Origin of the sequence: Planotetraspora mira, from assembly GCF_016863275.1 — a bacterium.
In the GTDB taxonomy this organism is placed as follows: domain Bacteria; phylum Actinomycetota; class Actinomycetes; order Streptosporangiales; family Streptosporangiaceae; genus Planotetraspora; species Planotetraspora mira.
Genome location: NZ_BOOO01000033.1, coordinates 155,984 through 177,469 on the forward strand (window position 1 = coordinate 155,984; position 21,486 = coordinate 177,469).

At 70.3% G+C, this 21,486-nt stretch carries 17 protein-coding genes; 12 read left to right on the top strand and 5 right to left on the bottom strand.

What is annotated here, in order from left to right; genetic code table 11:
- Positions 1-5: 5 nt before the first annotated feature.
- Complete coding sequence (locus Pmi06nite_RS27615; protein ID WP_203956048.1) at positions 6-1,028, bottom strand: LacI family DNA-binding transcriptional regulator; 1,023 nt, start codon at positions 1,026-1,028, stop codon at positions 6-8.
- Between the two features lie 218 nt (positions 1,029-1,246).
- On the opposite strand from Pmi06nite_RS27615, the gene Pmi06nite_RS27620 reads away from it, so the two are divergent.
- The 6 genes from Pmi06nite_RS27620 (at position 1,247) to Pmi06nite_RS27645 (ending at position 12,197) form a co-directional block, all read left to right on the top strand.
- Entirely contained in the window at positions 1,247-2,491 is a 1,245-nt protein-coding gene (locus Pmi06nite_RS27620; protein WP_203956049.1) for an ABC transporter substrate-binding protein, read from the top strand.
- Between the two features lie 17 nt (positions 2,492-2,508).
- Positions 2,509-3,501 carry a carbohydrate ABC transporter permease gene (locus tag Pmi06nite_RS27625; protein WP_203956050.1) on the top strand — a complete coding sequence of 331 codons (993 nt, stop codon included), beginning with the start codon at positions 2,509-2,511 and terminating at the stop codon, positions 3,499-3,501.
- Positions 3,501-4,331, top strand: coding sequence for a carbohydrate ABC transporter permease (locus Pmi06nite_RS27630; RefSeq protein WP_203956051.1), 831 nt, complete (start codon positions 3,501-3,503; stop codon positions 4,329-4,331). Before Pmi06nite_RS27625 ends, Pmi06nite_RS27630 begins: the two co-directional genes overlap by 1 nt.
- Before the next feature lie 64 nt (positions 4,332-4,395).
- Entirely contained in the window at positions 4,396-8,673 is a 4,278-nt protein-coding gene (locus Pmi06nite_RS27635; RefSeq protein WP_203956052.1) for a glycoside hydrolase family 38 N-terminal domain-containing protein, read from the top strand.
- The gene (locus Pmi06nite_RS27640) at positions 8,670-9,410 is read left to right on the top strand and encodes a DUF7158 domain-containing protein (protein WP_203956053.1); all 741 of its coding nucleotides are present in this window, start codon (positions 8,670-8,672) and stop codon (positions 9,408-9,410) included. Before Pmi06nite_RS27635 ends, Pmi06nite_RS27640 begins: the two co-directional genes overlap by 4 nt.
- Before the next feature lie 12 nt (positions 9,411-9,422).
- Complete coding sequence (locus Pmi06nite_RS27645) at positions 9,423-12,197, top strand: discoidin domain-containing protein (RefSeq protein ID WP_203956054.1); 2,775 nt, start codon at positions 9,423-9,425, stop codon at positions 12,195-12,197.
- Between the two features lie 109 nt (positions 12,198-12,306).
- Here the strand turns inward: Pmi06nite_RS27645 and Pmi06nite_RS27650 are convergent, their stop codons facing one another.
- Together Pmi06nite_RS27650 and Pmi06nite_RS27655 are read right to left on the bottom strand one after the other, a co-directional pair.
- Positions 12,307-13,191 (bottom strand): hypothetical protein, encoded by an 885-nt coding sequence (locus tag Pmi06nite_RS27650; RefSeq protein ID WP_203956055.1) that lies wholly within the window; start codon positions 13,189-13,191, stop codon positions 12,307-12,309.
- A gap of 600 nt (positions 13,192-13,791) precedes the next feature.
- Positions 13,792-14,727 (bottom strand): aldo/keto reductase, encoded by a 936-nt coding sequence (locus Pmi06nite_RS27655; protein ID WP_203956056.1) that lies wholly within the window; start codon positions 14,725-14,727, stop codon positions 13,792-13,794.
- Positions 14,728-14,762: 35 nt separating this feature from the next.
- On the opposite strand from Pmi06nite_RS27655, the gene Pmi06nite_RS27660 reads away from it, so the two are divergent.
- The 6 genes from Pmi06nite_RS27660 to mshC all read left to right on the top strand — a co-directional run bounded on the left by Pmi06nite_RS27660 (position 14,763) and on the right by mshC (position 19,739).
- Positions 14,763-15,581, top strand: a complete 819-nt coding sequence (locus tag Pmi06nite_RS27660) for an undecaprenyl-diphosphate phosphatase (protein WP_203956057.1) — start codon at positions 14,763-14,765, stop codon at positions 15,579-15,581.
- Positions 15,578-16,279, top strand: a complete 702-nt coding sequence (locus Pmi06nite_RS27665) for a histidine phosphatase family protein (protein ID WP_203956058.1) — start codon at positions 15,578-15,580, stop codon at positions 16,277-16,279. The genes Pmi06nite_RS27660 and Pmi06nite_RS27665 overlap by 4 nt, the downstream gene beginning before the upstream one ends.
- Before the next feature lie 9 nt (positions 16,280-16,288).
- Positions 16,289-16,867, top strand: a complete 579-nt coding sequence (locus Pmi06nite_RS27670) for a DUF3090 domain-containing protein (RefSeq protein ID WP_203956059.1) — start codon at positions 16,289-16,291, stop codon at positions 16,865-16,867.
- 46 nt (positions 16,868-16,913) lie between these two features.
- A complete protein-coding gene (locus Pmi06nite_RS27675) occupies positions 16,914-17,675 on the top strand; it encodes an SCO1664 family protein (RefSeq protein WP_203956060.1) in 762 nt (253 codons plus the stop codon).
- Between the two features lie 67 nt (positions 17,676-17,742).
- A complete protein-coding gene (locus Pmi06nite_RS27680) occupies positions 17,743-18,492 on the top strand; it encodes an NRDE family protein (RefSeq protein ID WP_203956061.1) in 750 nt (249 codons plus the stop codon).
- Positions 18,493-18,527: 35 nt separating this feature from the next.
- Positions 18,528-19,739: a cysteine--1-D-myo-inosityl 2-amino-2-deoxy-alpha-D-glucopyranoside ligase gene (gene mshC, locus Pmi06nite_RS27685; protein ID WP_203956062.1), complete on the top strand. Its 1,212-nt coding sequence runs from the start codon at positions 18,528-18,530 to the stop codon at positions 19,737-19,739.
- A 7-nt stretch (positions 19,740-19,746) separates the two neighbouring features.
- Here mshC and Pmi06nite_RS27690 read toward each other — a convergent pair whose 3' ends face one another.
- Positions 19,747-20,619, bottom strand: coding sequence for a peptidoglycan recognition protein family protein (locus Pmi06nite_RS27690; protein WP_203956063.1), 873 nt, complete (start codon positions 20,617-20,619; stop codon positions 19,747-19,749).
- Positions 20,620-20,862: 243 nt separating this feature from the next.
- Positions 20,863-21,339, bottom strand: a complete 477-nt coding sequence (locus Pmi06nite_RS27695) for a peptide deformylase (RefSeq protein WP_203956064.1) — start codon at positions 21,337-21,339, stop codon at positions 20,863-20,865.
- Positions 21,340-21,486: the final 147 nt, after the last annotated feature.

A 21,486-nucleotide genomic window follows, 5' to 3' on the forward strand; every position in this document is an offset into this window, starting at 1 on the left:
CGGCGTCAGGTCGCCGGCGGGATCTCGCCCGAGCCTCGCGTGATCAGCTCCACCGGCACGGTGACCGTCCGCACCTCGGTCGCCGGGTCGGCGATGCGGGCACGGAGCATGTCGATCGCCGTGCTGCCGATCGCGTCGGTGTCCTGGGCGACCACGGTCAGGTCCGGCCGCAGCAGGGTGGCGAGCTCGGAGTCGTCGAAGCCGATCAGAGCCACGTCCACCGCGTCCGCACCGAGGTGACGGAGCACTTCGACGCTGAGCTGCGCGTTGCCCGTGACGATCGCCGTCGCGGGCGCGGCGCCGCTGAGCGCCGCGCGGACGGCCTCGCGGATGCGCCCGCTCTCGACCTGGCCCGTGTGGAGCATCGTGTCGAGTGGGCCGCCGTGCGCGGCGACGCACCCCCGGAAGGCCATCGCCCGCTCGCGGGCCGTGTAGATCCGCTCGTCGTCGCCGATGTACGCGATGCGGTCGTGGCCGTGCCGTACGAGATGGCGGTAGGCCTTCTCGATGCCGGACCTGTTGTCGGACAGCACGCAGTCGACGTCGAGACCGAGCACGGGACGGTCGACGGCGACCAGTGAGAGGCCGGCCGCCAACTCGGGCACGAGATAGCCGTGGTCGTCGCCGATGGGTTCGAGCACGATGCCGTCGAACCGGCGGCGGCACATGGACTCGACCACATGCCGCTCGAGGTTCTCGTCGTCCTCCGTCGAGGCCGCCAGCACCATCAGGTCCGCCGCCCTGGCCGCACGCTCGACGGCCCGCAGGACCGGGTTGACGTGGGAGAGCTGCCGCACGGCCGCGCCGAGTGTTCCGGTGACGCCCAGGCGCAGATGACGGGCCCGCTCGTCGGGCCGATAACCGAGGTCGGCGATGGCCGCCCGGACCCGTTGGACGAGCTCGGGGCCCACGGTGGAATCCTGGTTGACGACGCGTGAGACGGTCCGCAGCGCCACGCCGGCCTCCCGGGCGACGTCCACCATGGTCGGTCTCCGGTTGCGGCGTCCGCCGCTCACCTTTCCCCCCATGAGCTCATCATCTGCATGATCGCCACTATCGGCCATTCCGGAAGGATTACGACTGTCGTGACCAAGTTGTTGCAAGCCTCGCTCTTTGAAACCTCTGAGTAACACTCTACCTTTCGAGATAACGTTATCCCATCATGGCTTCGGGGAGCCCCTAACTGGCAAGGGAGGTCTGTGCTGTGCGCAGATCGATAGTATTTTGCCTGGTCACAACGCTTGCTGTGGCCGGATGTGGAGTCGGTGAGAAGCCGGCGGCGACGCCGGCGTCCGGTGGGAAGGTCGAGCTGTCCTTCCTGGTCTTCGAGACGCCCAACCTGAACGCGGCCTTCTGGGACGCGGCCATCGCGCGGGCCTCGGCCAAGGTTCCGGGCGTGACCATCAAGAAGCTCGTGACGCCCAACGTCGACCGCACCGGCTACGCCAAGCAGTTGGACGCATCGGGCCATCTCCCCGACATCCTGCAGTCGGTCAACCCGGCGGGCTTCGCCGAGGCCGGCAAGCTCGCCGCCTTCACCGATGCCGAGCTGACGAACTTCATCGCCCCCAAGGCGGGCGCGGTCGACGGCAAGATCTACCAGTTGCCGTACAACACGCAGGTCATCCCGGTGGTCTACTACAACAAGGACGCTTTCGCGAAGGCGGGCATCACCGAGACGCCGAAGACCTACAAGGACCTCCTCGATGTGAGCGCGAAGCTCAAGGCGAAGAACATCACGCCGTTCGTCGTGGGCGGCGGCGGCGCGGACACCTGGGCCGACATGTATCCGCTGACCGGGACCGTCGCCACCGACGTCTACGCCAAGACGCCCGACTTCCTGACGCAGCGCAAGGACGGCAAGGTCAAGTTCGCCGACGCCGACTTCACCAAGGCCGCGCAGAAGGTCGCCGACCTGGCCAAGCAGGGCTACATCGACCCGGCGGGGCTGAGCCGCTCCTACGCCGACACCGAGCAGGCCTTCCGCGACGGCAAGGGCGCCATGTACCCGATGGGTTCCTGGTTCGCGACCTCGGCCGACAACAACAAGCCGGGCTTCGAGATCGGCGCCTTCCCCTGGCCGTCCGACGACGGCACGCCGGTCACCCCCACCTTCACCGGCGGCGGCACCTCGGTCAGCGCCTCGGCCCCGAACGTGGACCTCGCCAAGAAGTGGGCGCTCGCGTTCGACGAGGACAAGGAGAACAACGACGCCTTCGTCAAGCTCGACGGCTCCATCCCGGCGATCAAGGGATACACCCCGCCGACGGACATGGGTCCCGTCTACCAGGCGACCGTCGCCATCTACCAGCAGGGCATGAAGGACAACTCCATCGTCAACGCCTTCTCGCAGGAGACCGGTGACGGATCGTTGCCCCCCGGCCTCGCCGACAAGTCCGCCCTGGGCGTCCAGGACCTGATCACCGGCAAGAAGTCGGCCGGAGATTTCGCGTCCTACCTTGACGACCAGTGGGCCAAGGCGACCCAGTAGGACCAGGCTCGCGTCTCATGACAGAAATTCAGCACGGCACGCGCGGCGAGGTCGACCCCGCCGCGCCCCGTCAATCACCCTCACACGGCGGCCCCCGGCAGAGGAGCGCCGCCACCCGGCGGCGCGCCTCCGCCCGCATCGGGCCCAAGCTCGGCCGGTTCGGCCTGTTCGCCCTGCCGGGGCTCGTGGCGTACGTGGTGTTCGTCCTGATCCCGATCGGCATGACGGGCTACTACAGCTTCACCAACCGCAACCCCTTCAACCCGCCGACCAAATGGGTGGGGCTGCGCAACTACGGGGACCTGGTCGGCGATCAGGAGTTCCGCCAGGCCCTGGTGAACACGGTGATCATCGCGGTGATCGTCACGGTGTTCGCCAACGTCGGCGGCCTGCTCATCGCCATGCTGCTCGACCGGCCGACCAAGCTCTACGTGGCGCTGCGCGGCGTCTTCTTCACGCCCGTGGTGCTCAGCGCGGTCGTGATCAGCGTCATCTGGCAGGCGGTGCTCACCGACGACGGCCTGCTGAACTCCCTGCTGCGCGGCCTCGGCGTCGACCATCCCCCCGGATGGCTGTCCGATCCCGACCTCGCCCTCTACTCGATCGCGTGGATCATCACCTGGCAGATGCTCGGCTTCTGCGTCGTGGTCTACCTGGCCGGGCTCCAGGGCGTCCCGCGCGAACTGCAGGAGGCCGCGTCGATCGACGGAGCCGGGCGGCTGGCGCGTTTCCGCAACGTCACGTGGCCCATGCTGGCCCCGGCTCTGACGATCAACACGGTGATGCTCCTGATCACGGGGTTCAAGGCGTACGACCAGATCCAGGTCATCACCAACGGCGGGCCCGGCACCGGCACGACCAGCACCATGGCCTTCCAGGTCGTGCAGACCGCCTTCAACGGCAACCACATCGGCTACTCCTCGGCGATGGCGGCGGTGATGCTCGTGCTGGTCGCGACCGTCTCGGTGATCGTCTTGAGGCTGCTGCAGCGACGCGAGGTGACGCAGTGATGGACGACCGTACGCATTCGTGGCTGCGGCCCCTGGTGGCGGTGTTCGTCGGGGCGGTGTTCTTCCTGCCGCTCTACCTCGTGGTCGTCAACGTGTTCAAGCCGGGGGCCGACATCGTGCCGCACCCGGCCGCCCTGCCCCTGCCGCCGACCCTGGACAACATCGGCGCGGTCCTGTCGAGACCCGACAACCTCTTCACGTTCGGCCTGATCAACAGCATCGCGGTGACCGCGCTGTCGATCACCATCCTGACGGTGTTGTCGGCCATGCTCGGCCACTACCTCGCCAGGTCGAAGCGCGTGCTCGCCAAGGTCGCCATGGTGACGCTGCTGTGCGGGCTGATGATCCCGGTGCCGGTGATCCTCGAGCCGATCACCGGCGTGCTGAAGACCCTGGGCCTGATGACCTCCCTGCAGGGCCTCGTCCTGGTCAACGTCGGCTACTACGTGCCGTTCGGCGTCCTGCTGTTCATGGGGTTCGTCAGGTCCGTACCGCTGGAACTGGAGGAGGCCGCCGAACTCGACGGCGCGAGCAAGCTGCGTGTGTTCTGGCAGGTGGTCTTCCCGCTCCTGCGGCCGGCCTCGGCAAGCGTGCTGATCTTCCTCGGCGTGTGGATCTGGAACGACTTCCTGACCCCGCTCATCCTCCTCGGGCCCGACAGCGGCACCACCGTGACCGTCGGCGTCTACCGGGCGATCGGCCAGCACCAGTCGGACTTCGGCGCGGTGTTCGCCTTCATGTTCCTCGCCACGCTGCCGATCCTCGTCTTCTACCTCGCCCTGCAGAAGAACTTCGTGAAGGGCCTGACCGGAGGCGCAGTCAAGGGATAGCAGCCGCTCTCCCCGTCGCCGTTCCCCCCTTCCCCCTCGTTCTCCACTCGAGCAAAGGCCCTTCATGCTGACGATCGACGCCGTCGAGTCCACCGAGCTCTTCGTCGGTCCCGACGACGCCCCCCGCCAGGTCCTGCGCGTGCGGACCTCGGCGATGTCGCCCGCCGAGACCATCGACGTGACCGTCTCCGGCGGCGCGGCAGGCACCCTCTCGGGTGTGCCGGGCACGGGGACGCACGAGATCCCCGTGACCACCGCCGCGGCTCCGGGAAGCGTCGTGGAGATCACGGTGGAGGCGTCGGGCGGGGACGGCACGGCGTCGGCGTCGAGCACGTTGACCGTCGCGGAGCCCGGCTGGACGGTCTTCCTGGTCTCCCACTTCCACTACGACCCGGTCTGGTGGAACACCCAGGCCGGGTACGCCAGCGAGTGGGACGCGCTGCCGGACGCCCAGGGCGTGCGGATGAGCTTCCAGTTCACCGCCTTCCAGCTCATCGACGCGCACCTTGAGCTGGCCAGGCGCGACGCCGACTACCGGTTCGTGCTCGCGGAGGTCGACTACCTCAAGCCCTACTGGGACGCCTTCCCGGAGAACCGCGAGATCCTGCGCAGGCTGGTCGCCGAGGGCCGCCTGGAGATCATGGGCGGCACCTACAACGAGCCGAACACCAACCTCACCGGCGCGGAGACCACGATCCGCAACGCGGTCTACGGCGTCGGGTTCCAGCGCGACATCCTGGGCGGGGAACCGGCCACCGCCTGGCAGCTCGACGCGTTCGGGCACGACCCGCAGTTCCCCGGCCTGATGGCCGACGCCGGCCTGACCTCCAGCGCGTGGGCGCGCGGCCCCTTCCACCAGTGGGGGCCCTCGCTGGAGATGGGCACCTACGACACCCCGCACGGCGACCCGTCCGGGATGCAGTTCCGCAGCGAGTTCGAGTGGATCTCGCCGAGCGGGCGCGGGCTGCTCACCAACTTCATGGCCGCCCACTACAGCGCCGGCTGGTCGATGGACTCGGCGCAGACGCTCGCCGACGCCGAGGAGTCGGTCTACGGGCTGTTCCTGCGGTTGAAGAAGGTGGCGGCGACGCGGAACGTGCTGGTCCCCGTCGGCACCGACTACAGCCCGCCCAACAAGTGGCTGACCGAGATCCACCGCGACTGGAACTCCCGCTACACCTGGCCACGCGTCCTGTGCGCGCTGCCCCGCGACTTCTTCGGAGCCGTCTCCGCCGAGCTCGCAGCCACCGGCGCCCGGCTGTCGCCGCAGACACGGGACATGAACCCGGTCTACACCGGCAAGGACGTCTCCTACATCGACACCAAGCAGGCCCAGCGCGCCGCGGAGAACGAGCTGCTCGACGCGGAGAAGTTCGCCGCGCTGGCCTGTCTGACGGGCGACGCGGCCTATCCCGAGGCCGCACTCGACAAGGCCTGGCGGCAGCTCGTGTACGGCGCGCACCACGACGCGATCACCGGGACCGAGTCCGACCAGGTCTACCTCGATCTGCTGGCCGGCTGGCGGGAGGCGTTCGACCTGGCCAGGCAGGTGCACGACGCCGCGTTGCGGCATCTCGCCGCACGCGTCGACACCCGCTCCGGGGCGGGGGACCGCTCCGTCGTCGTGTTCAACGCCATGGCCTGGCCGCGCAGCGACGTCGTCCGTGTCACCGTCCCCGGCCCGTTCCACGGCCTGACCGACGAGGACGGCGCCGCCGTGCCCGTCGTCGTCGAGCACGCGGACGCCACGGGAACCGAGCTGGTGTTCCTCGCGGACGTGCCCTCGGTGGGATACCGCACGTATCACCTCGCGGGCCCGGATTCCGGAGACGCCGCGGCCTGGCGACCGCTCGCCGAGCCGGTCATCGCCAACGAGCACCACCGCCTGGCGGTCGACCCCGAGCGCGGCGGAGCCGTACGGAGCCTGGTCGACCTGGCGACCGGCCACGAGCTCATCACACCCGGCGAGGTGGGCAACGAGATCGTCGTCTACGACGAGTACACCGAGCATCCCGTCTTCCGCGAGGGGCCCTGGCACCTGGTGCCCACGGGGGTGTCGGCCGGATCGGCGTCCGCGCCGGCCCGGTCCGTCGTCGCCGAGCGCTCGGCTCTGGGTGAGCGCGTCACGGTCACGGGCTCGATCGGCACGCTCGGCTACACCCAGGTGATCACCTTGTGGCGCGGGGTCGACCGGGTCGACTGCAGCACCCACCTCGACGGCTTCGACGGCGAGGACAAGCTGGTACGGCTGCGCTGGCCGTCCCTCGTGGAGGGCGCGCGACCGGTCTCCGAGGTCGGCCACGCGGTCGTCGGACGCTCGTTCGCCCATCCCGACGTCGACGCCGCCCTGCACCCCTGGACGCTCGACAACCCGGCCTACCAGTGGTTCGGCCTGAGCTCCATGGCCAGGGTCGTGCTGCGTCCCGGTGACGGCGGCCCGGTCAGGTCGCACGCCATCGGGGTCGCCGAGATCGTGGTGCCGCGCGAGAGCGACGCCGCCGACCTGGGACGCGACCTCGCCGTCCGGCTCGCCCAGTCGGGTGTGACCGCGACCTGCACACACGCGGAGGGCAACAGGTACGGCCTGCTGTCGTTCGACTCCAACCTCCCGGACGCCCGGATCGTGGTGGGCGGACCCGCGGACAACGAGTTCACCGCCGCCGTCCTGGCGGCCGCGGACCCCCGCTATGCCCGGGAACTGGAGCGCGCCCTCGCGGCCGGCGGCCGGGCACTGCTCTGGATCCCCGCCGCCAGGTCGGCCGGCGAGACCTTCCACCCCGAGGCTGACCTGCGGGAGCCCGGCGACCTGCCGGTCCTGGTGGTCGCGTCGGTGGGCGACGTCAGGGAGGCTGTCGCGGACCTGGTCGCCGACCTCGCCGACAGCATGATCGAGGTGACGCAGCCGTCCGAGCTGTGGGGTGAGGAGGATCTCGACCACCGGACCGTCGCCGTGCTCAACCGGGGCGTGCCCGGCTTCGCCGTCGACACGCGGGGGCGCCTGCACCTGTCGCTCATGCGATCGTGCACCGGGTGGCCCTCCGGCGTGTGGATCGACCCCCCGAGGCGGACCGCCCCGGACGGGAGCGGCTTCCAGCTCCAGCACTGGAGCCACACCTTCGACTATGCCTTCGCGTCCGGCGCGGGAGACTGGCGGGACGCGGGCATCGTGGCCCGGGCGCACGACTTCAACCACCCGCTGCGCGCCGTCGTCGAGGAGCCCCACGACGGCCGCCTGCCGTCCTCGGCCGCACTGCTGACCGTCGAGCCGCGAGGCGGAGCCGTCCTGGCGGCGTTCAAGGCCGCGGGGAACCCGACCGCGCACGGCAGGGCACGGCCGGCCGATCCGCGCGAGGGACTCACCGCCCGCCTGTACGAACCCCACGGGCGCGACGCGACGTTCACCCTCGGCTCGCACGTGCCGTTCGTGGAGGCCGCGCTCGCCGACGTCCTGGAGGTCGAGACCGGCGAGGCCAAGACCCGCGACGGCGTCCTCCACGCCGACATCGGCCCCAGCCAGGTCGCGACATACGTGTTACGCACCCGGTCCGGCGATTCCGCCGAGCCTGCCGAGCACACGGCGGCGGACGGACCCGTGGAGCCTCTGGGCCTGGTGGCCGAGCCCGCCCAGCCCGTCTTCTCCCGCTTCTGGCTGCACAACCGGGGGTCGGCTCCGCTCGGATACCAGCCGATGAGCGTCCACGTCCGCACCGCCGACGATCTCCCGGTCGACGGCGCCGCGCGGCTGCGTGTGACGCTCGCCAGCGACCTGACCGACGCCGCGGCCGAGGGCGAGGTGTCCGTCGTGGTCCCCGAAGGCTGGGACGCGTCCCCTCGGGACCGGCCCGTACGGCTGGCCCCGGGCGGCTGGACGGAGTTCGACGTCACCCTCACCCCGCCGCCGGACGCGGGATCCGGGCCGTGGCCCGTCGCGGTCCGGCTCGTTCACGGCGGTCAGGCGCACGAGGACGTCGTCTTCGTCGACGGGCACGGCCGCCCCGCGCGAGGGGGCGACGCCGGCCTGCTCGCGGTCGAGGTGCCGGAGGAGGGCTTGGAGCTCGCGCCGGGCGGGCAGGGCTCCTGGACCGTGCGGCTGCGCAACCTCGCCGGCTTCGACATCCGGGGAGAGGCCCAGGTGATCAGCCCCTGGGGGTCGTGGGACCTCGTCGGGCCGGCCGTCCACTCGATCTCCGTGCCCGCGGGGGCGACCGGAGAGCTCGAGATCGAGGTCGGCGTGCCTCTGGGAGCCCGTCCCGGCACGTGGTGGGTCCTGGTGAAGTGCATGTGGTTCGGCCGGGTGTCGTACTCGCCCGCCGTGCCGTTGCGGGTGAGGAGCGACGGATGATCGCCGCGGTCGTGGCGGGCACGCCCATCACCGTCGAGGAGGTCGAGCGCCGCGTGCTGCGGCTGCGCGGCGGGCGGCGCGGCGACCTGCTGCCGGCCGACGGCACGACGGAGGGGCGCCAACTGCGCCGCTGGGTGACGCAGGTCATGGTCGCCGAGCGGGTCGTCGCGGACGAGGCCGCCCGGCGCGGAGTCGTGGCCACGGCGGAGCCGCCCCTGCCGCTGGACGCCGTCGCCAGGCTCGAACTCGGCAGCGTCACCGCGGCCGTCCTGTCGGAGGACCCGCTCGCGCAGGCGCTCTACCGCGACATGACGGCGGACGTCACGGTCCCCGAGGCGGACGTGCTCCGCTACTACACCGCCAACCAGGACAGGTACCGGACCAGGGCCGCCCGGCTGGTCACCCACTGGCGGGACGGCCGGCCGGTCAACGGCGGCCGATGGTACGCCGTGTCGCCGGGCGAACTGCCCGAACCGGCCGGCCATGCGGTCTTCTCCGCGCCCGAGGGCTCCCGCGTGGGCCCGATCGACGGTCACGTCTTCACCGTCGGCCCGCTCCAGGGCCGTGAGATCAGCTTCGAAAAGGTGGCCCCGGCCATCAGGGCGTCGTTGCTCGCCGCGCGGCGGCGGCGGCACTTCGCCCTGTGGGCCGACGTCACCTGTGCCCGGGCGCTCCTCATGCCCGGTTTCGAACACCCCGGGGATATCGGCCACCCGGACCACACCCACCGCCACTGAGAGGCCCCCCGCATGAGAAGACCGCGAAGAGCAGTCTTAGCCGCAGCTCTCACCGCCGCCCTCACCACCACCTTCCTGACCGCGGAACCGGCCGGGGCGGCGACTCCCACCCCCGACCAGCAGTGGACCCAGGTCCAGCAACTCGTCGGCGCGATCAAGGGCCGCTGGACCGACCAGGCCTACACCAACGCGGTCAGCCGCTCCATGCCCGACACCGCGCTGCTCGGCAACGGCGACGTCGGCGTCACGTCCGGCGGAGGAGACGGCTACAAGACCTTCTACATCTCCAAGGGCGACTTCTGGACCGGCAACCCGAGCCCGTCCTTCGTCGCGCTCGGCGCGGTGACGATCACCCCGGCGTCCGGCACAGGCGGCGGCTCCGGCAACCTCGCGCTCGGCGCGACGGCGACCGCGTCGAGCTCCCACCCGTCCTTCCCCCCGGCCAGGGCGGTCAACGGCGGGTGGGCGTCCGGCTACGAGGGCTGGGTGTCCGACATCGGCAAGCCGCAGACCCTCACGCTCGACCTCGGCACGGCCAAGACGTTCAACCGGTACGTCCTGCGGCACGACGCCGCGGCCCGCCCGGCGGAGACGGCCAACAACACCAAGAACTGGACCCTCCAGGTCAGCACCGACAACTCGACCTGGTCCACCGTCGACACCGTCACCAACAACAGCGCGAACGTCACCGACCGGACCTTCGCCTCACAGACCGTGCGCTACGTGCGCCTGAACATCACCGAGCCGACCCAGGGCACCACGGCGGACTCGATCAACAACCCCCGCGGCCGCATCGGCCAGTTCGAGCTCTACAACGGAAGCGGCACCTCCACCCCCTCGGGACCGTTCACCGAGGAGCAGAACATCCTCAAGGGCGACGTCGAGACGTCGATGACGATCGGCGGCACTCCCGTCTCGATGACGACCTGGACCGGCGCGACCGACAACCTCGTCGTCACGCGCATCAGGTCGCTCGGCTCCTCGACCGTGCGGCTGAAGGTGCAGACCTCGACCGGTTCGCCCGACGCGCGTTCCGGCTTCACGAGCACCTCGGGCGTCTCCGGCAACACCGTCTGGGCCACCCGCCAGACAGCCTCCGGATCGAAGTGGGTCTCCCGGGCGTCCCTCGCCACCCGCGTCGTCGGCGGCAGCCTCGTGGGCGCGCCCACGGCGAGCGGCGCGGCGGGCACGTTCACCTTCGACCTGCCCGCGGGCCAGACGGTGAACATCGTGACCGGCGTCGCCGGAGGCGGCCCCAACCCCGCCGACCCCGCCCCCGCCGCGCGCTCGCTGGCCGACGCCCAGAGCGCCGGCTCGCTCGACGGCCTCTACAACGGGCACGTCGACTGGTGGAAGCAGTACTGGCTCAAGTCCTACGTCGACCTCGACGACGACACCCTTGAGCGCTTCTACTACGGCTCGCTCTACCTGCTCGGCTCGGCCAGCAGGCCGGGCAAGACCGCGCCTGGCCTGTACGGCATCTGGGCGACGAGCGACTTCCCGCAGTTCAACGGGGACATGCACCTCAACTACAACTGGATGGCCAACTTCTACGGCACGTACTCCAGCAACCGGCCCGAGCTCGCCCTGCCGTACTTCGACCTGGTGACGGCCTACCTGCCGGAGGCCAGGCGCAGGGCCCAGCAGGACCTCACCCGGGTCAAGTCCGACTACATCAGCAGGCGTTTCCCGAGCGGCGGCATGCCGAACGGCGTGCTCTTCCCGGTCGGCATCGCCCCGTTCGGCGCCACCGCCGACGACAACTACCACCAGCAGGTCGTGAACTCGCTGTTCACCGCGACGCAGTACATCTCCTACTACGACTACACCCAGGACCGGGCGTTCCTGCAGAACACGGCGTACCCCTTCATGAAGGAGGTCGCCGCGTTCTTCCAGAACTACCTGGAGTTCGACTCGGCCGCCCAGCGGTACGTGTTGTGGTCGGGACCGCACGAGGGCACCTGGGGGAAGAACTCCAGCCCCGACGTCGGCCTGCTCAAGCATCTGCTGACCTCGGTGATCAACGCCAGCGTCGAGCTCAACGTCGACTCCGGCCCCCGCGCGACCTGGCAGAACATCCTGTCCAAGCTCCCGGCCACGCCGAAGACCACCTACAACGGCCAGACGGTCTACGCGCTCGCCGACCCCGGCACGATCACCGGCGGCGACACCCGCGACATCCACCCGGGCGACAACACCGTCAACCTGGAGTTCATCCACCCGGGTGAGGTGCTCGGCATCAACGGGCCCGCCGCCGACAGGCAGACCGCCATCACCACGCTCGACGTCATGAACTCCTGGGGCCAGGACAACAGCTTCCCCAAGGTGTTCACCCAGGCCGCCCGGGTCGGCTACCCCGCGCAGAGCCTCATCGACAAGCTGAAGGCCCAGATCAACGGCAAGATGGCCGCCAACCTGCGCATCAGGGACCCGTTCCACGGACTGGAGAAGACCGGGGCGATCGAGGCGATCGACGACATGCTGCTGCAGACCGACGGCGGCGTCACGCGGGTCTTCCCCGTCTGGCCGTCGGCGAAGAACGCCTCCTTCGTCAAGCTCCGTGACAAGGGCGGCATGCTCGTCTCGAGCGCGCGCAGCGGGGGACAGGTGGGCTACGTCGACATCACCAGCCTCGCCGGCAAGGCCGTACGTCTCCAGAACCCCTGGCCGGGACGCACGGTCAGGGTCGCCAGGGCCGACGGATCCACGGTCGCCTTCACCGTGAGCAACGACCAGATCAACTTCCCGACCCAGTCGGGGACGACCTACACCGTCACGGCGGCCTGACCTACAGGGTTTCCGCGAAGACCGGAGACCGGACCCCCGGCCGAGGAAGGTGATGCCTCCTCGGCCGGGCCCTCACCCGGAGTCTCGCCGCCGCGCCGCCGAGTGGCGCTCAGGCGAGACGATGACGACCTGCCGTCCGCGCGGCGCGGACCCCTCCCTCGAGCGGGATCGACTCGCGCTGCTCCATCCGGGCGCGCCGCGCCGACACCACGCGCGTGGCCAGCACCGCCGACAGGAGCAGCGCCGCCGTCAACGCGGTCCCCGCCGCGTCGTACGGCTGAGCCGGACGCACCGGATCGGACTTCAGCCTGCCGGTCAGCCCGGGGATCTCGCGGCCGGGCCAGAGCAGGGGGATGGCGCTGTCCTCGTCGAGGTTCACACGCGGGTCCGGCGCCGGCACCACGTCCTTGCCGCCCGCCGGGGTGTACCGGGGCAACTCGACCGTACGGGTCGGCTCGGTTGGGAGCGTTCCCGCGGGAGTCCGCGCCGGTGGTTTGGGCGCCGGCTTCGGCTTCTTGGGCGTCTTCGCCGGAGGCGGCGCCGCCTGCCCCTCGCAGTCCCCGCCGAGGCCGAGCAATGTGATGCACGGGACCGGAGTCGGCCCCGTCCCGCCGTCGGAACCACCGGAACCGGAACCGCCGGAACCGGAACCGCCGGAACCGGAACCGCCTGAGCCGCCGGAGCCCCCGGTCAGCGGGTCCGTGACCTTGTTGACCGCGCCGCCCACCACGTCGACGGCGGACTCGACGGTGTCGTCCACCGCACCCCCGACGCCGCTGACGGTGCCGCCGACCCCGTCCGTCACGCCGCCGACCACGTCGTCGACGCCACCGGTCACCGGTGACGTCACTCCGCCCGTCACCCCGTCGACCACGTCCGTCACCCCGTCGACCGTGTCGCCCACGCCACCGAGGATCGAGCACAGGCCGCCCGTCACCGAGGAGACCAGGCCACCTCCCGTGCAGTCCATCGCCTGTGCCGGTTGGGCCGCCACCAAGGGAATTGCGCTAGCGAGAGCGAACGCCAATGCCCCGGCAGAGATCGCGGAGGCATTACGTGCGATCCCCATCTGTCCCCTTCCGTCACGTTAACTTCGTTCCCCGCTACTCTTGCTACTCTTCGCCGGAGCACCAAGTTATGCAGCAGCAAGTTGCGATTCGGTATCGATGCGTGATACGTGAGGTCGACTCTCGTTTTTATTGCCGCGCCTCCGGCGCGGCGGGTTCGGGGCCGCCGTGCTTGTCTGCCTCGCCTCCGGCTCGGCGGGTTCGGGGCGCCTTAGAGGCCGGGTCTTCCCTCGTCACGTCCTCGCTCGTTCCTCGCTGCGGGCGTTCCTCAGTCCAGATCCCGGCCGCGCCCCTCACACTCCACATCGCTCATGCGCTGACCTCGACTTCCACAGCCGTTCTAGGCCCTCATGGTCATGGTGAGGGGCGCGGCGGTGCCTGGACTGAGGAGCGAGTGGGGAGCGAGGGACGAGCGACCCCGAGCGACGAGGGAAGGCTCCGCCTCTAAGGCGCCCCGAACCCGCGCGAGCGGAGCGAGCGCAATCAAACACGGCGCCCCGAACCCGCCGAGCCGGAGGCGAGGCAATTTAAGCCGACACGTCGTCGAGGGCTTCGCGGATCTCGCGGGGGAGGGACAGGCTCTCGGCCTCGAGCACGCCGAGCAGTTGGGCGTGGGTCCGGGCGCCGACGATGGCCGAAGACACGCCTGGCCGGTCACGGACCCAGGCGAGGGCGACGGCGAGAGGGGAGACGCCCAGGCCCTCGGCGGCGGTGGTCACCGACTCGACGATGCTGCGGCAGCGCTCGTCGAGATAGGGCCGGACGAACTCGGCGAAGTGCGGGGTCGCGGCCCGGGAGTCGGCGGGGATCCCGGTGCGGTACTTCCCGGTGAGCACACCGCGCCCGAGCGGCGACCAGGCCAGCACGCCCGCGCCGACGTGGTCGGCCGCAGGCAGCACCTCCACCTCCGCGTCGCGGGCCAGGAGGGAGTACTCGACCTGCGCGCCCACGAGAGGGGCGCGGGACTCACCCGACTGCTGCCGGACCGCGGCCGCCGCGAGTTGCCATCCGGTGTAGTTGCACACCCCGGCGTATGCCGTACGGCCGGTGGAGACCGCGAGGTCGACGGCGGCGAGCGTCTCCTCCAGCGGGATGCGCGGGTCGAAGGCGTGCATCTGCCACAGATCCACCTCGTCGAGGCCCAGCCGGGCGAGCGAGGCGTCGAGCGCCCGGATGAGATGGCGGCGGGAGCCGTTCGTGCCGCCGTCGGGGGTCAGGACCGCCTTGGTCGCGATCACCAGGTCGTCGCGCGGGACCACGTCCCGGATCAGCCGGCCGATCAGCCGCTCGGCGTCGCCCCCGCCGTAGACGTCGGCGGTGTCGATCAGTGTGCCGCCGGCGTCGGCGAACGCGGTGATCTGGGCCGTGGCCTCCTCGGCCGACGTGTCGCGGGCCCAGGTCATCGTGCCGAGACCGATGCGGGACACCGTCAGACCGCTGCGCCCGACAAATCGCTGATCCATTGCCGGGTAAGAGTAGCCGATAGGGTGTCCAGACCATGGACGTACTTCAGGCCACCGTTCTCGGCATCGTCCAGGGGCTCACCGAGTTCCTGCCGATCTCGAGCTCAGCGCACTTGCTCATCGTTCCGAAGCTCGCCGGATGGACCGACCCGGGAGCCGCGTTCACCGCGGTGATCCAGCTCGGCACCATGCTGGCAGTGGTGATCTACTTCTGGCGCGACATCATCCGGATCTTCACGACCTGGTTGCGCAGCCTGTGGACGCCTGAGCTGCGACAGGACCTCGATGCGAGGATGGGCTGGTACATCGGCCTGGGCACGATCCCGATCGGCGCGGCGGGGCTGATCTTCAAGGACGCGATCGAGGGCCCGGCGCGCAACTTGTGGCTGAACGCGGCCATGCTCATCGTCTTCGGCCTTCTCCTTCTGTTCGCCGACCAGTACGGCCGCAAGAAGAAGGAGGTCGCCGACCTCAACATGCGCGACGGCCTCATCATCGGGGCCTGGCAGATGCTCCCGCTGATCCCGGGCGCCTCGCGCTCCGGTTCGACGATGACCGGCGCCATGTTCCTCGGATACACGCGGGAGGCCGCGGCCCGCTACTCCTTCCTCCTGTCGATCCCCGCGGTGATCCTCTCCGGGCTGTTCGAGCTTCGCGACATCGGCGACGGCGGGGGAGTGCCCCTGGTCCCCACGCTGATCGCCACCGTCGTCTCCTTCATCGTGGGATACGCCTCGATCGCGTGGCTCCTGCGCTACGTCGCGAAGCACTCGACGAACATCTTCGTCATCTACCGGGTCTTCGCCGGGACCTTCCTGCTCACCCTGCTCGGGCTGGGCGTGATCTCGTCATGACGACCGTCCTGCTCGTACGGCACGGCCTCACGGCCATGACCGGGCCCGTGCTGGCCGGGTGGACCCCCGGGGTCCACCTGAACGAGCGCGGGCGTGAGCAGGCCGAGGCCCTCGGCCGGCGGTTGGCGCCCCTGGAACTCGACGCCATCGTCTCCAGCCCGCTGGAGCGTTGCCAGGAGACGGCCGCCGCGGTCGCCCAGGGCCGCGCCGTGCCGGTGCAGACCGACGACAGGTTCGGCGAGTGCGGCTACGGCGAGTGGACCGGCAGGCCGCTGAAGGAGTTGGCGAAGGAGCCGCTGTGGCGGGTCGTGCAGGCCCACCCCAGCGCGGCCGTCTTCCCAGGCGGTGAGGCCCTCGCGGACACCCAGAGCCGGGCGGTGCGTGCCGTACGGGAATGGAACGAGCGGCTGGGCGAGAAGGCGACCTACCTCGTCTGCAGCCACGGCGACGTGATCAAGGCGATCGTGGCCGACGCCCTCGGGCTCCATCTCGACCAGTTCCAGCGGATCACCGCGGACCCGGTGTCGCTCACCGTGATCCGCTACACCTCGTTGCGTCCCTTCCTGCTCAGATCAAACGACGTCGGGGGAGACGTCGCCGATCTGATGCCTCGCGAAGAGGTTGCGGAGGAGTCAGACGGGGGAGAAAACCCCACCGGGAGTGATGCCGCTGTCGGCGGTGGACCAGGGACGACATAGGGTCGGGCTATGCCGGTCTTCGACTATGATCCGCCTGACAGGTTCGTGGCCGGTGCCGTCGGGCAACCGGGAGCACGCGCCTTCTTTCTGCAGGCCCGAGGTCAGGGCAGGGTCACGACCGTGGCGCTCGAGAAATTCCAGGTAGCCGTGCTCGCCGATCGGCTGGACGAGCTGCTCGACGAGGTGCTGCGCCGCAGCGGCGGCCGCGCCCCGGTGCCGGCCATGGCCCCCGCCGACCTGACCGACGAGGCGCCGCTCGACCTCCCCATCGACGAGGACTTCCGGGTGGGCACCATGGCGCTCGCCTGGGATCCCGACACCTCGCAGGTCGTGATCGAGGCCCAGGAGGCCACCGAGGGCGACGAGGACGACGAGCCGTTCGTCGTGGAGGTCGACGACGACCGGCCGGAGCCCGCCATCCTCAGGGTCCGGATCAGTCCCGCGGCCGCCCGCGCGTTCAGTCGCCGCGCCCTCGACGTGGTGGCGGCGGGCCGGCCCCCCTGTCCGTTGTGCGGCCAGCCCCTGGATCCCGACGGTCACATCTGCGTGCGCCTCAACGGTCACCACCCCGGGGGGCTGTCGGTGTGAGCGAGCTGACGAACAGGGCCGAAGCGGCGGCCGGGCAGGGAACCGGATGACGGCTGAGGGCGAGCCGACCCCCGGCGGTGTCGACGGGTCCGGGCTGGACGACGAGGCCGCCATGCGGCTGCTGCGCGACGGCAAGCTGGACGTGGCCGGCAGGCTGGTCGAGGCCACGAACATGACGTTGTACTGCTCCATCCGCCATGGCGGGCAGGTGGCCGCGTGCGTCTACAAGCCGGTGCGCGGTGAGCGCCCGCTCTGGGACTTCCCCGACGGCACCCTGGCGGCGCGCGAGGTGGCCGCCTACGAGGTGGCGGCGGCCACCGGCTGGCGGATCGTCCCGCCGACGGTCTACCGCGACGGCCCCTTCGGCCCCGGCATGGTGCAGTTGTGGATCGACACCGATCCGGAGACCGACCTGCTGGCCCTGGTCCGCAGCCGCCACCCGGGGCTGCGCCGGATGGCGGTCTTCGACGCGGTGGTCAACAACGCCGACCGCAAGGGCGGCCACCTGCTGCCGTTGGAGGACGGCCACGTCTACGGCGTCGACCACGGCGTGTGCTTCTCGGCCGACGACAAGCTGCGCACGGTCTTATGGCAGTGGCGTGGCAAGCAGTTGTCCCGCGACGCGGTGACCATGCTGACCGGCCTGGAGCGCGACCTGGAGCGCGGACGGCTGGGCAGGCGGCTGCGCGAACTGCTCACACCCGCCGAGGTGGAGGCCACCTGGGAGCGGGTGAGGCGGTTGATCCAGACCGGGATCCATCCATATCCGTCAGAGGACTGGCCGGCGATCCCGTGGCCGCCGATCTAGTACTTGCGCGAAAAGCTCTGATTGTGCACTCTGCAGGAGTCTCTACCGATTCTGGAGGGAACGCACGTTGTGTACGGTCATCGTGAGTGTGGAGCCGGAAGCCGAGGTTCCCGTGCTCCTCGTCGGGGTGCGTGACGAGTTCGTCACACGGCCGTGGTTGTCTCCCGACCGGCACTGGCCGGATCATCCGGGACTGGTCGGCGGCCGGGACCTCCAGGCGGGCGGCACCTGGCTGGCGGCCGACCCCGCTGCCCGGAGGGTCGGAGTGCTCCTCAACGGGCATGGGCTCCCCGCGCCGCAGGAGGTCCGCCGCACGCGGGGTGACCTGCCGCTCCAGGCGGCCGAGGCGGGCGAACTCCCGCCGATCGATCTCGTCCGCTACGACCCCTTCCATCTCGTGGTCGCCGGTCTGGACGGCGTGCGGCTGTGGAGCTGGAACGGTGAGCGGCTCGCCGAGGACAAGCTCCCTCAGGGCGTGCACATGCTGGTCAACAGCGGCTGGGAACGCGGCGACGACCATCCGCGGGTCGCGGCCTTCCGGCCCGCCTTCGCGTTCGCGCAGCGCCCGCGCTGGCTGAACGGCGGTTCGCCCGAGCGGTTCTGGGGAGAGTGGCTCGATCTGGCGTCGGGAGCGGGGCTGGCCGCCGACGACCCCAGGGCGCTGATCTTCCGGCACCGGATGGAGGACGGGCGGGTGTTCGCGAGCCTGTCGGTCAGCCTCGTCGCCCTGGCCGAAGACGGCCTGCGCTTCGACTTCTGGCCCACGCCGGGAGATCCCTCGTCGTGGTATCGGGTGGAATCGGGTGATCCCGCCTGAGCCGAGCCCACGGTCACGCGGATAGGCTGCACAACATGCGATCGTGGTCTGCGCCGAACATCCCCAAATTGCCCGGTTCGGGCGTTCCGCTCCGTCTGTACGACACCGCCGCCCGCGACGTGCGCGAGACGAGGCCGTCGGGACAGGCGCGGATGTACGTCTGCGGCATCACGCCGTACGACGCCACCCATCTGGGGCATGCCAACACCTACCTGGCCTTCGACCTGGTCAATCGGGCCTGGCGGGACGCCGGCCACGAGGTCCACTACACGCAGAACGCCACAGACGTGGACGATCCCCTGCTCGAGCGTGCCCAGGCGACCGGCGTCGACTGGCAGGACCTGGCCGAGCGCGAGATCGACCTGTTCCGCTCCGACATGGAGGCCCTGCGCATCCTGCCGCCCCGGGAGTACGTCGGGGTGACCGAGGTCGTCGACGAGATCGCCTCCCTCGTGGGCAGGCTCACCGAGCGGGGCGCGACCTACCGGGTCGACGACGACGTCTACTTCTCCGTGGCCGCCGCGCCCAAGTTCGGGGCCGTGTCGGGCTACTCGGAGGAGCAGATGCTGGAGCTGTTCCGCGAGCGCGGCGGCGACCCCGACCGGCCGGGCAAGCGCCATCCGCTCGACTGGCTCCTCTGGAGGGCCGAACGGCCCGGCGAGCCGTCCTGGCCGGCGCCTTTCGGCCCCGGCCGTCCCGGCTGGCACGTGGAGTGCACGGCCATCGCCCTGCGGAACCTCGGCAGCGGGTTCGACGTGGCGGGCGGCGGTTCCGACCTGATCTTCCCGCACCACGAGATGGGCTCCTGCGAGGGACACGTGGCCACCGGCGAGTGGCCGTTCGCCCGTGCCTACGTGCACGCGGGCATGGTCGCGCTCGACGGCGAGAAGATGTCGAAGTCCAGGGGCAACCTCGTCTTCGTGTCCAAGCTCCGCCCGGTGGCCGATCCCATGGCCGTACGGCTGGCGCTGCTGGCCCACCACTACCGGTCCGACTGGGAGTGGACGCCGCAACAGCTTGCCGTGGCCGAGGAACGTCTCGCCCGGTGGAGGGCGGCGGTCGGCCGCGCGTCCGGCCCGGACGGCCTGGCGGTGCTGGCCGGGGTCAGGGAGCGGATCGCCGACGACCTCGACGCTCCGGGCGCCCTCGCCCTCATCGACGAGTGGGCCGCCGCGGATGGCGATGACACGACGGCCCCCGCCCTGGTGCGGGACGTCGCCGACGCCCTGCTCGGCATCGAGCTCTGAGCGCCTCTCAGGACGGCCGGCCGGCCCTCCGCGGGTGATCGCGCGGGCCGACCCCCGGACCGTGGTGGTAGGTCCTGAGCGGCCTTTCCAGATGCGCCTCTCCCGATATGAGGAGGCCCGGAACGGCGAGCAGGGCCGGGTCCTGCGAGGCGGGGTCGGGCAGGGCGAGGCGCGCGTCGTCCGACCGGTCCGACCCGCCGAGCTTGCGGGCGACGTCCTCGCGGAGCTGGGGGAGATGGGCGTAGAGACGGTCACCGGGACATGAGGTGGCGTTGAGGTCCCGGTGACCGATGATCGCCTTGAGGGGGTCGAGCCGGTACACGCCGCAGAGCCAGGCCAGCAGGCTCGTCAGGGAGGCGAGCTGCGACTCGGTGGGCAGGTCGCTCATGTACGTCCCCTCGGTCTCGATGCCGAGGGTGTGGCGGTTGTGGTCGGCGGCCTGGGCGCCCATGACGTGCTTGTGCTCCTGGATGGCGGGCAGCGTCCGGTTGCGGCCCTCCATGATCTGGCCGCCCCGGCCGACGGTGAACTGCTCGCCGATGTCCGCCCAGTCGTTGTGGTGCATGTGGTAGCGCTGGATGGCCCGCGACAACCGGAACGCGGCGTCCAGGCTCTGGTCGCTCGAGTTGGCCGTGGCCGTGTGATGGATGACGAGCCGGTCGGGGGTCCGGTCGAGGATCACCGCCTTGGTCTTGGGGGGCGCCGCGTGCCACTCACTGCGCGTGTAGATGCGCGGACGGGTCGCGGGGTCGCCGGCGAACGCCTGAGCCGACGTCCCGAGCAGGACCCCGCCCGCCAGCCCGGTTCCCGCCAGCAGGAACGCGCGGCGGGTGACGGGCGTCTCGCGCAGCCTCGCGCCGACCTGTGAGAACGCGGGCATGACCCTCCCAAGTGAGCGGTGGACTTCGGGGGTCCACGGTCCGTCGGGAGGTTGCGTCGATATCCCCGGCCTCTGGGCCTGCTATTCCTCCTCACCGGAAACCGGTCCTTTGTCAACCGATATGTCCCAGGAATATTGCCAAAGGCGAATACCTTGTCGTCCTGATCGGACGCTGAATATCCGGAATGGCCACTCGTGTACATTAAGCATGGCCATTGTCCGGTAATGGCATTCTCGGCCGGATCAGGGAATGGCGGCCAGGAACCGCCGCTGGTCCTCATCGGGCAGGGCGTCGATGAACAGCACCCCGTCCAGATGGTCGGCCTCGTGCTGCAGGACTCTGGCCAGCAGTCCGATCGCCCTCACCGTGATCGGCTTGCCGTACATGTTCCTGCCGCGGACGACCACGGAGAACGATCGGGCCCTCGGCCACCACATGCCCGGCGCGGACAGGCACGCCTCGTCCGCGACGATCACGCGATCCGAGGGTTCGAGACGCGGATTGACGATGTGACCCGCCTTGCCGTCCAGGTCGAAGGCGAGCACCCGCAGGGGGACTCCGATCTGAGGGGCGGCGAGCCCGGCGCGTCCCGGGCCGGCTCGCATGGTGGCGGTGAGTGACCGGACGAGGTCCCTGAGGGATCGGTCGAATACGGTGACGGGTTCGGCTACGCTCCGTAGCACTGGATCGGCGAACATACGGATCTGACGGACAGTCATGCACGCTCCCCGCGGCGACGACGACACCACAACGAAAGTCCCCAGTTTGGCGTTGTACCAACCTTTGTTAAGTCCGTATTGCATGGGTGATAGGTACATTTCATCGGCCGGGCGAATACGCGACAGGGGTCCCGTGAATCGTCACGG